Source organism: Vibrio sp. 1580, assembly GCF_033340055.1.
Genome location: NZ_JAWOVT010000004.1, coordinates 263,195 through 278,321, shown reverse-complemented (window position 1 = coordinate 278,321; position 15,127 = coordinate 263,195). Strand labels below are relative to the sequence as shown.

Below are 15,127 nucleotides of genomic sequence, written 5' to 3'. Positions count from 1 at the left end.
TGGGAGTTTTGCATGGATAGTTTGTTATTTACGGCAACGTCGGGTGCCAGCCGAGTTCTTAAAGCGCAGCACGTTCGTTCAAACAACTTATCAAATGCTGATACTGCGGGTTTTCGAGCGGATATGGAGCGTGTGCGTAGTGTAGAGATGCAAGGCCCAGGTTTTGATGGTCGCACTATGGTTGTGACCAACTCTGCCTCAACACGTTTCGACGCTGGCGATATTGTGAAAACAGGACGTCCGTTGGACGTTGCGGTTATGGGGGAGGGATATCTCTCTGTAGAAACCCCAGCGGGTAACGAAGCTTACACCCGTGCAGGCAATATTCAGGTCGATACTTTTGGCGCTCTAACAATCAATGGGTTCCCTGTCCTCGGTGACAATGGTCCTTTGGTTGTACCGGATTATCAAAAGATTGAAATCAGCGAGCGTGGTCAAGTCTCAGTGATCCCACCAGGTGGCGGCGCAGAAATTGTGGCAGGCACTTTGAAGTTGGTTAAACCGGAAATTAATCAACTGCAAAAAGAGAGCGATAGCTTGCTGCACAGCGTAGATGGCGTGCCATTCGCGGCAGATGAAACCGTGCAACTCTCTCCTGAGCACATTGAGGGCAGTAACGTATCTGCTATTGATGAATTGGTTAGTGTGATGTCGCTGACGCGCAACTTTGAAATGCAAGTTCGCATGATGAAAACGGCGGAAACTCTAGCAAAAGCTGGTAACAAATTAATGGCGGCGAGCTAAGTCTCGCCCCGCAAGGAGTAAAAAATGCATTCAGCATTATGGGTAAGTAAGACAGGCATGGCAGCGCAAGACACGAAGATGACTGCCATTTCTAACAACCTAGCAAACGTAAACACGGTTGGCTTTAAGCGTGACCGAGTTGTATTTGAAGATCTTTTCTACAGCATTCAGCGTCAACCAGGCGCACAAGTAGACCAAGTTAACGAACTACCAAGTGGTATTCAGCTAGGTAGCGGTGTTCGCGTTGTTGGCACACAAAAAGTGTTCACGCAAGGTAATACCCAAAACACAACGCAAGAGTTGGATCTTGCTGTAATGGGTCAGGGTTTCTTCCAAATAGAAAACTCGGACGGACAGATCATGTATACACGTAATGGTCAGTTCCATCGAAACTCAGAAGGCTTAATGGTGAACAGTCAGGGCCTGCCTTTAGAGCCTCAAATCCAGATCCCAGACAATGCGGTCTCTTTCTCTGTGGGTGTTGATGGCACAGTGACTACAACAACAGCAGACGATCCAACACCTCAGCAGCTTGGTCAAATTACACTTGCAAAATTCATCAATCCAGCCGGCTTAGAGGCCATGGGTGGCAACTTATTCCGTGAAACGGAAGCCAGCGGTCCAGCTGATGAGCTGATTGCAGGAGCTGATGGCGCCGGCATTATCAAGCAAGGTGCACTGGAAGGGTCAAACGTACAAGTAGTAGAAGAGATGGTCGACATGATCACCACTCAACGTGCGTATGAGATGAATGCGAAAGTGGTCTCTGCTGCAGATGACATGCTGAAGTTTGTTTCGCAATCAATGTAAGTATGAAATTGGTGATGATGAAGGAAAAAGCAATGAAATGGCTTTCTAAGAGTTGGGCAGTAGCCGCCGTGTTGCTGGTGGGATGTGCTGGCCGTCAGGAATTTATTCCGCCTGAGCCGAATGCTGAGGAATATGCACCACCAACGCTCGATTACACGCTGCCGGAAACCCAATCTGGTAGCCTTTATCGTCACCAATACACGATGACTCTGTTCCAGGATCGTCGTGCTTACCGAGTTGGCGATGTATTAACGGTTCAATTATCAGAAGAAACCTCATCGAGTAAAAATGCGGGTACTAAGTTCGGTAAAAGTTCAGCAATTAACTTTGTGGCGCCGACCATAGGCACGAAAACTATCGATGAGTTAGGGGTTAGCGTGGATGGCAAACGTAACTTCGATGGCAGTGCATCAAGTTCACAAGGCAACAAGCTTCAAGGTGCCATTACGGTAACGGTACACGAAGTATTACCTAATGGCGTATTGCGTATCAGCGGTGAAAAATGGCTTCGTCTGAATCAAGGCGACGAGTTTATTCGTCTAACCGGTATCGTCCGTGTGGATGATATTAACCGCAGTAACCAAGTTTCTTCTCAACGAATTGCTGATGCAAGAATTACCTACGCAGGTCGCGGAGCGCTAGCTGACAGCAACGCAGCCGGGTGGCTAACTCAGTTCTTCAACAGCCCATGGGTACCTTTCTAATGAAGACAATGCAATCTTTCTTTATGTCTCTCCTATTGGTGTTGACCTTGGGACTACCAGGCACTTCACGTGCTGAAGCGGAAATTCCGATCATGGACTTGGTCGATGTTCGCGGCATTCGAGAAAACCAACTGGTTGGTTATGGTTTGGTGGTTGGCTTAGCCGGCCAAGGTGACCGAAACCAAGTGAAATTTACCTCTCAATCTATTACCAACATGCTACGTCAGTTTGGGGTTCAAATTGATGACAGTATGAACCCTAAGCTACGAAATGTGGCTTCTGTGAGTGTGACAGCGTCCGTTGATCCAATGGCAGGCCCAGGACAAACGTTGGATGTGGTTGTGTCTTCAATCGGTGATGCAAAGAGCCTTCGTGGTGGTACGTTATTGCTAACGCCTTTACGTGGTATTGATGGCGAAGTGTACGCGATTGCGCAAGGCAACGTGGTTGTGGGGGGCTTATCTGCAGAGGGGCGAAGTGGCTCCAAAGTAGAAGTGAACACACCAACGGCGGGTCGCGTTCCGAATGGTGCGACTTTAGAGAGAGAAATCAAAACCGATTTCAACCAACGTGATGAAATCACCCTAAACCTGCGCAAGCCTAGCTTCACTACAGCAAAAAATATTGCGCGTGAAATTAACAACACTTTTGGACCTAACGTTGCAGTTGCGATCAATAAAGCTCGCATTGATATGCGTGCACCAAAAGATACACAGCAGCGTGTCGTCATGATGTCGATGCTTGAAGAAATGAGCGTTGTTGAAGGCCGTAAACCTGCTCGTATTGTCTTTAACTCTCGCACTGGCACCGTGGTGATCGGTAAGAGTGTCAAAGTGAGTGAAGCAGCAGTAAGTCACGGTAACTTAACCGTGCGAATTTCTGAATCACAACAAGTTAGTCAGCCTAATGCGTTTGCAAATGGCGATACGAAAGTCGTTAACCAAACGGATCTTGATGTGAATGAAGATCTCGCTCAGATGGTGATTTGGCCTCCAGGCACGGAACTTAACACCATAGTTAATGCGGTAAATAGTTTAGGTGCCACGCCTACAGACTTGATGTCTATCCTGCAAGCTTTGAGTGAAGCGGGTGCGTTGAACGCTGAATTGGTCGTGATATAAGGAGTTAAGGATGAAGCTAGACAGTACCAATGAACAAACTCAGTTAAATTCGATGCTTTATCACGACAACAGTGCATTGGCTAACATCAAGCATAGTCGTGATCAAGAAGGCGCACTTGAAGTCGTCGCAGGTCAATTTGAGGCAATGTTCCTACAAATGGTGTTACGCCAAATGCGCAGCAGTAGTGATGCTCTTGCTGATAAAGACAGCCCGTTTGCCAGTCAGCAACAAGGGGTATTCCGTGATATGTATGACGGACAGCTGGCGATGGAACTAGCAAAGAAACAGAGCTCAGGCATTGCCAATATGCTCATCCAGCAGCTGAGCCCGTCTATGCGTGAGGTTGCTTTCGATGCTGCGCGCAACATCTCATCCGCTAACGATGGTAAAGGTTCGAATTCTGAATCTATCTCACAAGTAGATTCTAAAGAGGTGGAGAAGAATTCAAGCCTATTTAATACCGCTTCTCAAGCCGTCGCCTCTGTTAAACAGGTATTCGGTGAGGCCGGTATGACTACCGCGTTTTCTCAGCCGTTGATCAGAAAAATGGAGCTGTAAATGAACCTAGTTAATATTGCCCTTTCAGGTTTAGGCGCGAACCGTGTGGCCCTAGACGTAACCGCGCAAAACGTGGCAAACGTGAATACCGTGGGTTACAGTCGTCAACAAGCGTTGATGGCGTCTGTCGATGATGGTAAAGCCAATCGCTTAAGTCCAGGTTTAGGGGTAGAAGTCACTAGCATTCGCCGCGTTACTGATCAATTTCTGATTAAGCAAACGTGGTCGACTAACAGTATGGCGGCATACGCATCTGGATACACCAGTAACATGAGTCAGCTGGAGAATACGCTTGGTGCCGATGGTTTCAGTATATCGGCTGGCTTGGACTCGCTAAACGCTGCGCTTAACGATGCGACCGTTAAGCCGGAATCCATACCTTACCGCCAGCAGATCATTAACGAATCTGAAGCTTTGGCCCGCCGTTTTAATACGCTTACCGAGTCTTTATACAATCAACATAAAGACATGAGCGACCAACGTAATGCAGCGCTTAACCACGCGAATAGCCTTATGGAAAATATCGCGAAGGTGAACAAGCAACTGGTAGAGATGCAAGGTACAGGTGGTAACCCATCACAGTTAATGGATGAACGAGATAGGTTAATCGGTGAGTTATCTCAAACCATTGAAATCAAAACAACACAGCAGCATGACGGCAGTGTTCAGGTCACACTAACCTCTGGTCAACCGCTTGTGATGGGTACGGACCATGGCAAACTGGAAGCCATTCCTGACCCGAGTGATCCTTACTTGGCGGACTTACACGTCACGTTCTCGAATCAAAGTTTTGCGATTGGTGACTCGCTTGGTGGCAAATTAGGTGCGATTAATGACTATCAAACCGAAGTGTTGAAACCAAACCAATTGGCTCTGAATGACATGGCGAAAGCTCTCGCGGATGAATACAACGCCGTGCTTGCAACTGGCAAAGACTTAAATGGCAACCCAGGTAAACCTTTGTTCAGCTATGACCCAGCAAACCCTGCAGCCAGTTTGGATATTACCAAGCTAACTCCAGATGAGCTTGCGTTCTCAAGTGATGGAACACCTGGTAACGCAGATGCGTTGCAATCATTGATCGAGTTAAGCAACAAGCCAGTGGCGGTATCAGGTTACGGCTCAGTAAGCTTGAACGATGCCTTTAGTTCAATGGTGGGTCAAACCGCAATTAAAGCACGCCAAGCTAATGCTGATTATCAAGCGAAGTTAGCCATGAACAAGCAAGCGCACGCAGCTCGCGATAATGTTAGTTCCGTAAACAGCGATGAAGAAGCGGCTAACCTAATGATGTTTGCTAATGCGCACAATGCCAACATGAAAGTGATCAGCACAGCAAATCAACTGCTCGATTCTATTCTGCAGTTATTCTAAGAGGAAAGTTTAGATGCGAATTAGTGACAATCAATTTAGTCAAATGATGTTGCACAGCTTGCAGAGCAATAGCGCGGGATTAGGCGAAGCTCTGCAACAGATGTCTACTGGCAAGCGCTTAACCAAGCTGTCTGATGATCCAATGGCTTCGATCAAGTTGCTTAACTTAGACCGAGAAACCAGTGCGATTGCTCAGTACAAAAACAACATTGAAAACGTAAAAACGACGCTATCGAGTCAAGAAACCCATTTAGATTCGATCAAAGAAAGCTTAAAAAGCATGCGAGACATCGCGCTTTGGGGTGCGAACGGCTCTCTTACTGACGAAAGTCGTGGCGGTATGATTACAGAGCTTAAGAGTTACCGTGACTCTATTGAGTCGTCTTTTAACGCGCAGGATGAAGAAGGGCACTACCTTTTCTCTGGTACTAAAACGGATACTGCGGCTGTAAGTAAAGCGAGCGGCAGCTACGTAATTGAAGGTAATAGTGACAAGCGCGTAGTAACAATTGCTAAAGGTGTCACGATGGATTCCAATATGACTGCAAAAGAAATATTGGACCTTGGGGGAGGCCATAACGTGCTTAACCAAATTGATGCGCTGATCAAAGAGTTTGAGAGCCCTACCGCCAACTTCAGAGCTGAAGTTGAGGCGAGTATCAGCGCTATCGACGATACTTTTTCAAACGTACTAGGGACCATGACTGAGATTGGTGGTCGACACAACAACTTAGATCTTGTTGGTGGCGCGCACAGTGAAAACAAGCTGTTCGTTGACAAAGTATCTGGAGACCTCTCTGCTCTGGACTATGGTGAAGCGTCGGTACGATTGAGTAATTACATGGCCGCTTTGCAAGCAACGCAAGCAAGCTATGTGAAGATCGATGGTTTGTCGCTGTTTGACCGTTTATAAGGTTAGGAAGTTCTTTTTATGGTAATGAGTACAGTAGAGGTTAGACCCCATAGCATACGCTTAGGTGGACAAGAACAAGCCTCTATCATGCCGACCCGTTCTGCAGACTCAAGTACGGCAATTAAACCGCGCCCGGCGCAAATTCAGGCTGACACTGCGTCAGCCTACTCTGTATCTGGTATTCAGCTTACGCAGGGTCAGCAGCAAGCCACGGCGGTTCAGATCGCGTCCAAATCGCTGCAGGTGATTGGCAAAGAGCTCACGCAAATTAAACGTGGTTTGACGCAAGCTATTAATCAAGGCGTACAAAATGTTCCTGGTTTGCAGGATACATTGGTTCGCTCTAAAGCCACCATCCAAAAAGTCGTTGAGCAAGCACGTTTCGATGGCCAGAAAGTCCTAAATAACGAACTGCACTTAAAACTGGATAAAGCGGATATTCGTCGCTTTTCTATTCCAGGTTTGAATGTTCATCGCTTAAGCGACAAGGCCGAGCAAATCCGTTTGGATTTTCCTCAAGGTCAAGCGGTGATGATTCATTTTGATGGACAATCAGACGGTGAGCGAACGGTCAAAATGCTGGATCGCAGCTTGATTGCGTTAGGAATGCGAGCCTCATTAGCCGATGATGGCAGCATTTTATTTGAAGCCAGAGACAACGCTTATCAACAAATGCAGCAAAAGGTGATGGTAACGGGGGAAGGGCACCGATTCCCTGCGGGACAGCCTAACGTTTTGAACTTAAAGTCTGAGCCAGATGGTATTGCGGAGCTCGGGTTTGATCTAGGCTCACGCGACGGCATCAAGCAGACGATTGCCAAAGTAAATCAGCATCTGAAACAAGTTCAAACGAGCTTGCAGGAAGCGAAAGCTTTTCATGGTGAACTGAATACTCAAATGCGTTCTATCCAACCCAAAACCGCACAGCTTTCAGTCAATGAGGTGAATGCAAAACTGGATGGATTCATGCAAAAGTCTGGCGAGTTTACTTCGACTTTTCAGGCATTGAATGCGCAAGCAAACGTGCGTCGTCATACTGTGGTCGCTTTACTGAAGTAACGAACACTCCAATGATTCCCGGCTTTACACTGTTGTCGTCCCCCAATAACGAAAACAGCGCACTGTCGGGAATCTCTCTTTGACTCGTCTAGGGCTCGAGTGCTTTTGCCACCGAACGATTCAATTTCTGGAATAGCCATCCAAGTGCTATCAAAGATGCACCTAAGCCTAAGAAGCTTATTGCTCGCCAGAACCCATCCAGAGAGCTCACATCCCATAAGAATACTTTCAGTGCGACACCGGCAAGGACCACTAGACCGACACGCTGCATCATCAGCCCCTGTTGGGTCACGCCGCGCCAAGTCAGCAATCCACCTACGAGCAAGCCAGCCACTGAATAACTGAACAACTCTGCCATGCTGGTTGGCTGATACAGCATCATCGATGTGGTTTGCCAGAATTGACGGATAGACATCCCCAACCAAATGGCTGCAAGTAAAAAGCCTAGACTAGCAATCGCAAATCGATGAACTTGCAACGTATTCCAGCGTTTAAAGGTTGCGATAAGCAGGATGCAAGCTGGTAACAGCCAGCCGATACTCAGCATGTTAAAGATGGGAAGTGCTTGTGCCGAGACGTTATCAGTCACCAACGGCGATTCTGCCGTATTAAGCAAAATAATCAATATAGCGAACGCGCACCAAAGCAAGTAACTATAGATTTCGTAGATACGGCTTAAGCGTTGCGCAAATTGGCTGCGGTAGCTGTATACCAAACCCATAACTAATGCTTGATTGGCAAAGACTGCCGCACTTGTGAAGTCGATGTGCCCCAAGTAACCATATTGCCCCGTTAACCAGTAGTTAGTTTGGGTGAACAATGCCATTAAGAATACATGTAAAAACGCCCCTTCAAACCAGTTGGTCAGTTCTCGGTCCACTTGTTTTAGTGTTGAACGAGCGTAAGACAAGATGAAGAGAGAAGGCATATAACTCACAAGAACCCAAGCCCAATGCCCAGCTTCTACCGGTTGCCATTCGGGTATGAAAGGTAGCAGCGTGAGTCGGATAACCAGTATTCCCATTGCCACTTTAATCGCCCAACTCGCAGGTCGAAACAACCCGACTTGAGCCTGTAAGGCCATTATCGCAACTTGTATTGAGATTGCTGTTGTTAACCAAGTATCGCTCAACCAAACAAAAGCAAGACCTACGATTAAAGCATGCATAACGGCAGAGCATTCTAATGCCAACGAACGTGCACGCTGACCAAGCACAACGTAGTAAGTGGCCATCAATGCGCAGAATGCAGTCCAATACCACAGGTAGCCTTGCATAAATTCGTCAATATAAAACAACGTAATTAAGCTCATCGCGGGAGCCAGTACCAGCAGAAGCAGCCCACTGAGTTGCGAACGGTCACTAAGTGATTGGCAATATGTTCGATAGCAGATCAGCGCAATACTCACCGCCAATGCGAATAGGATGCTAGCTTCTCGCTCTAACATATACAGCGCATCAAAAGCGATAGTAAGAACAATCAGCGCGGTTGCCGAGACGAGAATGGATGGCAAAAATACACGTAATGACCAGCCTGTACGAAGTGCTGGTAGCCAGATGATCGCAACAAGCAGCGTATAACAGTACGCCATTTGTAGAGTGTTCAGCTCCGGCATTCTGGTGACGGCAGAAAAGGTCAATAAAGCAGTTGCGAGAGCGGTAGCGATCGGCGAGTTTGTCCACTTGCTTTGATAGTGACGAAAGCGAGGATTGAGCATCCAACCCATTCTCGGAACCGCGAAAATGAGATACAAAGTGATGGAGAGATAAATCGCGAGCCACGAGAACAACCGTTCTGTTGGTACACTCTCAATCAACAGCAACATCCAAATGACATGTGGAATCGCGATACTTGGCGTAATCCATGCCCTACGCACTTTTTGCATCAATAAGGTCGCCGCGAACGAAATTGCGCAGATGTATCCGGCTAACAAGAAGTAGTTGGGTTCATTACCCCCAATCCACAGTGGTGCTGTGTAGCCACCAATTAAGCCAAGCACGGCCATTAACGGCCCTTGTCGCAATGATAATGCTAAACTGAAAAATGCCGCTGAAGCCAAGATGATCAACGAGATACTCGGCGTTAGCATTTGATAAACCACAAAGGCAAAAATGACGGTGCAGTAAATGCCCGTTAATCCCGTACCGGTAACAGCAGCAGGAACATACGTAAAGCCTTGGGCTCGTGCTGCCCGTTGCGGATTCTGTTGTTCTTTACGGTGAAACCACTCGCCAACAAGCACCATAAGTAATGAGATCACAAAGGCAAAGGACACTCGCATAAATGGCGAAAACTGGATGTGACTACCAATCACCTGTACGAGATAACCTCCACCGATCAGCATGGCCAATGCGCCTACCCAAACCAACCAATTTTCTTGAATGTTGCTAAGCAGGCTCTGAACTTTACTCTGAAGGAATGACTCATTTTCTTGACTAAAAACATCCAGTTGCACTTCTCTTGTCTGGGCGTACCCTTGATTCGCAGCGCTCTGGTCCAAGTCTAGGTTGGTAGCTGGATCATGTTCCCCAGAGGATGAGACATCTTTCTGTGGTGATTCTATGTGAGGTGACGTCGCTACAGATGGTGTGTCTTTTTCGATGCTGAATTGTTGGTGCGCTTGTTGGTTTGAGCCCCCATGGACACTGGCTCGTAGTGATGTGACTTCCTCACGAAGTTTGGCTAGTTCTTTTTCTAAAAGTGCAGCTCGGTTGGCGGCTTTCACTCCGATGAGGATGGCGAGACACGCCATGAACAGTGCTAGTATTACGTACAATCCATTTCTCCTTGCGTACGTCGCGTGACACACGATTCTTAACTTTGAGCACTTACGCTAAAGCTTAGTTCATGCTCTATGCCTTAGCCTCATATAGTGCTAGGTTCCGCGCTTTCTTCAGAAATCATTCTACATAATGAAACTCAATGCGTAATGATGAATTCGACAAAGTCGCACACTTGTGTGCCACTTTAAGACCTGATGAACAAAAATGAGTCGTTAAGTCATTGGGGGTCAACTATATTCATAATTCTGATGCGATCGCCAAATGACTTCAAACATGTGCGTTTCGTAGCGATGTCATCGAAGGTCAGTCGTTTGATTTGCACGTTCGGTTGTTTCTATTTGACCGTAAGGCTGAATGTATTCGGGTATAGCGCATTCACGCGAAAAAAGACAAAAACAGGTAATTATTGATGCAAGTGGGTAATGAAGCGCTGGTGCTGTCAGCGGTTGGGGTTATTGGTTTAGGTTGCCAATGGTTAGCTTGGCGATTGCGTTTGCCAGCGATTTTATTTTTGTTGTTGGCAGGGCTGATCGTTGGGCCATTTATGCAGTGGTTAAACCCTGATGAGATATTAGGTAATTTGCTCTTTCCGTTGGTCTCTTTAGCGGTGGCAGTGATTTTATTTGAAGGCAGTTTGACCTTAAATTTTAAAGAAATTCGTGGCGTGAGTGGTTCGGTATGGAGCATTGTTTCCATCGGGGCGATCATTTCGTGGGCGGCGACCAGTATTGCAACACACTATTTCCTCGGCTTTACTTGGGAGCTTGCCATGTTGTTCGGCAGCTTAACCGTAGTAACAGGGCCGACGGTCATCGTGCCACTTCTACGAACCGTAAGACCTAACAGTACGCTTGCTAACATTTTGCGATGGGAAGGGATTTTGATTGACCCGCTCGGTGCGCTTTTTGTTGTGATGGTTTACGAGTTTATCGTATCTCACAGCGCGATAAATAGCGTCGAAGTGTTTGGGACGATCATTGCTGTCGGTGTCATGCTAGGTGCGGCCTCAGGCTATGCAGTTGCGACGATCATGCGTCGCTCTTGGCTACCGGAATATTTGCAGCCATTTGCGGTTTTGATGGTGGTTCTAGGTGTATTTTCGGTCTCTAACCACATTGAGTCTGAAGCTGGGTTACTAACCGTCACCGTAATGGGTATGTGGCTCGCAAACGCTAAAGACATCAATATTCAGCAAATTCTGCACTTTAAAGAGCATTTAACCATTTTACTGATCACCGGATTGTTCATCTTCCTTGCGGCTCGAATCAGTTTGGATGATTTTGCTGCGCTAGGTAGCGGTGCGTTATTGTTATTTGTATTTATGCAGTTAGTGTCGCGTCCGTTATCGATTTTTCTTTCAACCTTCCGCAGCAACTTGCGTCTCAAAGATAAGCTGTTTTTGTCTTGGGTTGCACCGCGCGGTATTGTTGCTGCTTCGATTTCGTCTCTTTTCGCGATCAAATTGACCGAATACGGCATTGATGAAGCGATTTTACTGGTCCCTATGACCTTCATGGTGATTATAGGAACGGTCGTGTTACAAAGTGCGACGGCACGTCCTGTAGCGCTGACATTGGGCGTCGCAGAGCCAGCACCACGCGGCTTCTTGTTGATTGGTGCTAACCGAGTAGCAAGAGAAATAGGGCAGGCGTTGTCGCGTTATGACCGTCGCGTATTAATGACTGACTCAAACTGGGAGTACATCAGTCAGGTTCGTATGTTGGGACTGGATTACTATTACGGCAACCCTATTTCTAGTCACGCGGACGACAACTTGAACTTGATAGGAATAGGTCAAGTGGTTGCATTAACGCCCGATCAGCATTTCAACATTATGGCTTGCATGCAATTCGTCGACGAGTTTGGGGAAGATAAAGTTCACTGCTTACAAAAAGTGAAAACCAACAGCAATGACAGCGAGAAGCACTCCGTGGCTCAGGAGTACCATGGTAAATTGCTGATGGGCGGCAATGTAAGCTATACCCAGCTAGCCAGTATGTTAAGTCGTGGTGCAGAGGTTAAACACACGAAATTGAGCGATAACTTCACGTATCAAGATTATTTAGCGCATCACAAAGGTAGTTCAGTTGTACCGCTGTTCCATGTAGAAGAAAAAGGAAAAATTCAATTCTGTGATGATCCCGAACAGTTTGAACCAACGACGACAAGCACTGTTGTGTCGCTAATTCTGTCGGACAGCGTAAAGTAAACTACAGAGCAATGTGATCCATTTGCATCATGGGTATCGTACGCTGATTATCTCAATTTGAAGAGAAACTTGCCGGCTTGTTGAAAACGGAAAGCGAGTTTCTTTTCTTATAATGTCAGGGGCAGTCGAGATTCATTACTCGTTTCGGAAAAGTAATCCGGCAAATTCACAAAATTCGCATTGACGTTACTGATAAGGATCGCAATACTGCGCGACTGTTTTACTTTAGGGTGACATTATGGCTCCGCAAACTAACCGAAAAGATTTACACCTAGATGCTGTTTTACATCATGATATGAGCATGAAGCATAAAACGGCGGGTTTTGAGTCTGTCGAGTTTGAACACTGTGCGCTGCCAGAATGTGACTTTCACGCGATCGATTTATCGACAGAGTTTCTTGGTCATCAATTAGCGCTACCGTTTTTGATTAGCTCGATGACTGGCGGAGCAAAAGACGCAGAAACGATCAATTGTCGTTTAGCTGAAGCAGCAAGTGAATTAGGTATTGCCATGGGTGTGGGCTCGCAACGGATTAGCTTAGAAGAAAGTCAGCATTCGGGCTTGGGTAAAACCATTCGTGAGTTGGCGAAAGAAGTACCGTTGTATTCCAATCTTGGAGCCGCTCAATTGCTCGATAAAGGTAAACTCGATAATGCGCAACGTGCGGTTGAGGCGATTCAAGCCGATGCCTTGTTTGTGCACGTTAATCCAATGCAGGAAGCGTTTCAGAAAAATGGCGACCACAATTGGGTTGGTGTTTTCCAGGCAATTGAGATGCTTAAATCTCGCGTGAAGGTTCCTATCATTATCAAAGAAGTCGGTTTTGGTATTAGCGGACACGTTGCGCAGCGATTAATTGATGCTGGTGTGGATGCAATTGACGTTGCGGGCGCGGGTGGCACAAGCTGGAGTGCGGTTGAAGGGTATTGCCAAGATAATCCGAAAATGCAGCGTGCAGCCGAGCTTTTCCGCGATTGGGGTGTCCCTACAGCAACATGTTTGGCTCAAATCCGCGCACTGCATCCTACATTACCCTTGATCGCCTCGGGAGGTGTTCATAACGGACTTGAAGCGGCGAAAGCCATTCATTTGGGGGCTAATCTCATTGGGCAAGCTGGTGCGGTATTAAAAGCTGCGACGATCAGCACGCAGTCTGTCGTCGATCACTTTGAACAAATGGCATTAGAGCTGCGTTTAACGTGCTTTGGTACTGGCTCTTTTAAGGTTGGTGAGCTAACAAAAGCGCGCTGCCTATAGCTTTTAGAATGGCGCGCTTTACACAGAGTCGCTCAATAATTTTTCGATGTCTTAACACGTAGACTGATAATTTCGTTATAGTTGATACAAAAGTCACTTCAGCTAGTGACGCCTTTATTCAGACACTTGAATGGGCACGTGTTGAAGAGATTGAGTTTAATTTTACTATTGTTTGCAACTGGAACCTTAAATTTATGAAAAAACTAGTCATGCTGATGTTGGCGGCTTCTGCTTTGACCGCTTGTAGTGATGAAGTGGGCACTGAAGGCTGGTGTAACGACATGCGCGATAAGCCAAAAACAGAATGGACAGCAGACAACGCGGTAGACTTTGCAAAGCATTGTGTTCTGCAAGATGGTGTCGGCAGCGAGCAATGGTGTGAAAACCTGAAAGATAAGCCGAAAGGTGACTGGACTGCAAACGAAGCGACCAGCTTTACTAAACACTGCATTTTTTAAGCACAGCGGAAAGCGCCTTTTCTGAGGCGACATTCTGTGAGGTAAACACCAAGCGTTATTGCTTGGTGTTTTTGTATCTAAAATAGCTCTATTTTTCACGTGTCAGCGCACTTCCCTCTGAATGGAAAGTTTTACATTTTCGTTTCATTTTTGAAAACCTGTATTGCCTGTCTTTAATTTTTCGTATTGCAATGGCATGGTGTCGAGATAGCCATCTAATTCAATTAGATTCATAACAAAAAGGAATTCAAATGGAAGTACTAAAAGGCTCATGTCTGTGCGGCAAGGTAAAGTTGGAAGTGGCAGATGAATTTAAGTACATGGGAAATTGCCATTGCTCTGAATGCCGCAAGTTCACAGGTTCTGACTATTCATCTGCCGGTGGTATTGCGTTGGATAAACTGCTTATTATCCAAGGGAAAGAAGATATTCAAACTTATCAGAAAAGCGAAAATACCATGCTATGCTTTTGTCGCCACTGCGGATCGAGCCTGTATTCGAAAAAGAACAATGGGATCGTCAATATTCGCCTTGGTATCTTGGATGACACACCTTCTCACAAGCCTGATTTCCATATTTTTGTCGCATCGAAAGCGCCATGGATCGAGATATCGGATAACCTGACTCAATTTGATGCAGGGCCCAGATAGTAGAGTTGTTGTAGATAAGTATTTAGAAACAGAGCGCGTTACAATACGCTTGCGACGCGCTCTGTGCTTTTACTTTGTATATTAGAACGGAGACGACTATTTGGCGTCTTGTAGTTCTTCTAAGCCACCGGCATTGTGCAGATTCGTAAAGCCTTGTGATTGTAAGTATTGATACGCTTTGCCAGAGCGGTTACCACTGCGACAGTACAACACGATAGCTTGATCTTTATCGACGTCTTGAAAATGTTTATCAAGTTCAGATAAAGGGAAGTTGACGGCATTATCCAAATGCCCTTCAGAAAACTCTTGCGGCGTGCGCACATCGACAATCATCGCGCCCTTGTCAATCAATTGCCACCCTTGTTCAGCGCGTTCAGAAGCCGACACGTTGGGGGAGAGGAAGCTCACGCACAACGTTGCAAGAAATAGAGATACGGCCTTTTTCATTGTTTGATTATCCTTTTTAAGAGTACGTAACCACTCTA

The 15,127-nt window shown here is 46.4% G+C and carries 14 protein-coding genes; 12 read left to right on the top strand and 2 right to left on the bottom strand.

Features of this window, described 5'->3' with window-relative positions; genetic code table 11:
* Nucleotides 1-12 precede the first annotated feature (12 nt).
* From flgF to R7093_RS08615, 8 genes are read left to right on the top strand one after another with little or no spacing between them, the layout of a single operon-like run.
* Nucleotides 13-744 (top strand): flagellar basal-body rod protein FlgF, encoded by a 732-nt coding sequence (flgF, locus tag R7093_RS08650; protein ID WP_005374009.1) that lies wholly within the window; start codon nt 13-15, stop codon nt 742-744.
* A 24-nt stretch (nt 745-768) separates the two neighbouring features.
* On the top strand, nt 769-1,554 hold the full coding sequence (flgG, locus tag R7093_RS08645; RefSeq protein WP_005374008.1) for a flagellar basal-body rod protein FlgG: 786 nt from the start codon (nt 769-771) through the stop codon (nt 1,552-1,554).
* Between the two features lie 32 nt (nt 1,555-1,586).
* A complete protein-coding gene (flgH, locus tag R7093_RS08640; RefSeq protein ID WP_017635111.1) occupies nt 1,587-2,258 on the top strand; it encodes a flagellar basal body L-ring protein FlgH in 672 nt (223 codons plus the stop codon).
* Nucleotides 2,243-3,379 (top strand): flagellar basal body P-ring protein FlgI, encoded by a 1,137-nt coding sequence (locus R7093_RS08635; protein ID WP_086026720.1) that lies wholly within the window; start codon nt 2,243-2,245, stop codon nt 3,377-3,379. The genes flgH and R7093_RS08635 overlap by 16 nt, the downstream gene beginning before the upstream one ends.
* A 10-nt stretch (nt 3,380-3,389) precedes the next feature.
* Nucleotides 3,390-3,938, top strand: coding sequence for a rod-binding protein (locus R7093_RS08630; protein WP_005384422.1), 549 nt, complete (start codon nt 3,390-3,392; stop codon nt 3,936-3,938).
* Nucleotides 3,939-5,312, top strand: a complete 1,374-nt coding sequence (gene flgK / locus R7093_RS08625) for a flagellar hook-associated protein FlgK (protein ID WP_005374000.1) — start codon at nt 3,939-3,941, stop codon at nt 5,310-5,312. It abuts the gene before it with no gap.
* 13 nt (nt 5,313-5,325) lie between these two features.
* Nucleotides 5,326-6,225 (top strand): flagellar hook-associated protein FlgL, encoded by a 900-nt coding sequence (flgL, locus tag R7093_RS08620; RefSeq protein ID WP_005373998.1) that lies wholly within the window; start codon nt 5,326-5,328, stop codon nt 6,223-6,225.
* Nucleotides 6,226-6,243: 18 nt separating this feature from the next.
* Nucleotides 6,244-7,284, top strand: coding sequence for a flagellin (locus R7093_RS08615; RefSeq protein ID WP_318146614.1), 1,041 nt, complete (start codon nt 6,244-6,246; stop codon nt 7,282-7,284).
* 88 nt (nt 7,285-7,372) lie between these two features.
* Here the strand turns inward: R7093_RS08615 and R7093_RS08610 are convergent, their stop codons facing one another.
* Entirely contained in the window at nt 7,373-10,036 is a 2,664-nt protein-coding gene (locus R7093_RS08610) for a DUF2339 domain-containing protein (RefSeq protein WP_411913250.1), read from the bottom strand.
* A gap of 440 nt (nt 10,037-10,476) precedes the next feature.
* Here R7093_RS08610 and R7093_RS08605 point away from each other — a divergent pair, with 440 nt between their 5' ends.
* The 4 genes from R7093_RS08605 (at nt 10,477) to R7093_RS08590 (ending at nt 14,642) form a co-directional block, all read left to right on the top strand.
* Entirely contained in the window at nt 10,477-12,276 is a 1,800-nt protein-coding gene (locus R7093_RS08605) for a cation:proton antiporter (protein WP_104976290.1), read from the top strand.
* 238 nt (nt 12,277-12,514) lie between these two features.
* Nucleotides 12,515-13,534, top strand: a complete 1,020-nt coding sequence (gene fni, locus R7093_RS08600) for a type 2 isopentenyl-diphosphate Delta-isomerase (RefSeq protein WP_005373993.1) — start codon at nt 12,515-12,517, stop codon at nt 13,532-13,534.
* Nucleotides 13,535-13,728: 194 nt separating this feature from the next.
* Complete coding sequence (locus tag R7093_RS08595) at nt 13,729-13,992, top strand: DUF3012 domain-containing protein (RefSeq protein WP_005373992.1); 264 nt, start codon at nt 13,729-13,731, stop codon at nt 13,990-13,992.
* Between the two features lie 251 nt (nt 13,993-14,243).
* Nucleotides 14,244-14,642, top strand: a complete 399-nt coding sequence (locus R7093_RS08590) for a GFA family protein (RefSeq protein WP_005373991.1) — start codon at nt 14,244-14,246, stop codon at nt 14,640-14,642.
* Nucleotides 14,643-14,738: 96 nt separating this feature from the next.
* On the opposite strand, the gene R7093_RS08585 is transcribed toward R7093_RS08590, so the two are convergent.
* On the bottom strand, nt 14,739-15,089 hold the full coding sequence (locus R7093_RS08585) for a rhodanese-like domain-containing protein (protein WP_151515805.1): 351 nt from the start codon (nt 15,087-15,089) through the stop codon (nt 14,739-14,741).
* Between the last annotated feature and the right edge of the window lie 38 nt (nt 15,090-15,127).

What these genes read in the sequence shown, in the direction of transcription:
- R7093_RS08590 (WP_005373991.1), top strand. Translation starts at nt 14,244, where the DNA reads ATGGAAGTACTAAAAGGCTCATGTCTGTGCGGCAAGGTAAAGTTGGAA.
- R7093_RS08615 (WP_318146614.1), top strand. Translation starts at nt 6,244, where the DNA reads ATGGTAATGAGTACAGTAGAGGTTAGACCCCATAGCATACGCTTAGGT.
- flgF (WP_005374009.1), top strand. Translation starts at nt 13, where the DNA reads ATGGATAGTTTGTTATTTACGGCAACGTCGGGTGCCAGCCGAGTTCTT.
- R7093_RS08585 (WP_151515805.1), bottom strand. Translation starts at nt 15,089, where the DNA reads ATGAAAAAGGCCGTATCTCTATTTCTTGCAACGTTGTGCGTGAGCTTC.
- R7093_RS08610 (WP_411913250.1), bottom strand. Translation starts at nt 10,036, where the DNA reads ATGGCGTGTCTCGCCATCCTCATCGGAGTGAAAGCCGCCAACCGAGCT.
- flgL (WP_005373998.1), top strand. Translation starts at nt 5,326, where the DNA reads ATGCGAATTAGTGACAATCAATTTAGTCAAATGATGTTGCACAGCTTG.
- R7093_RS08595 (WP_005373992.1), top strand. Translation starts at nt 13,729, where the DNA reads ATGAAAAAACTAGTCATGCTGATGTTGGCGGCTTCTGCTTTGACCGCT.
- flgH (WP_017635111.1), top strand. Translation starts at nt 1,587, where the DNA reads ATGAAATGGCTTTCTAAGAGTTGGGCAGTAGCCGCCGTGTTGCTGGTG.
- R7093_RS08605 (WP_104976290.1), top strand. Translation starts at nt 10,477, where the DNA reads ATGCAAGTGGGTAATGAAGCGCTGGTGCTGTCAGCGGTTGGGGTTATT.
- flgK (WP_005374000.1), top strand. Translation starts at nt 3,939, where the DNA reads ATGAACCTAGTTAATATTGCCCTTTCAGGTTTAGGCGCGAACCGTGTG.
- flgG (WP_005374008.1), top strand. Translation starts at nt 769, where the DNA reads ATGCATTCAGCATTATGGGTAAGTAAGACAGGCATGGCAGCGCAAGAC.
- R7093_RS08635 (WP_086026720.1), top strand. Translation starts at nt 2,243, where the DNA reads ATGGGTACCTTTCTAATGAAGACAATGCAATCTTTCTTTATGTCTCTC.
- fni (WP_005373993.1), top strand. Translation starts at nt 12,515, where the DNA reads ATGGCTCCGCAAACTAACCGAAAAGATTTACACCTAGATGCTGTTTTA.
- R7093_RS08630 (WP_005384422.1), top strand. Translation starts at nt 3,390, where the DNA reads ATGAAGCTAGACAGTACCAATGAACAAACTCAGTTAAATTCGATGCTT.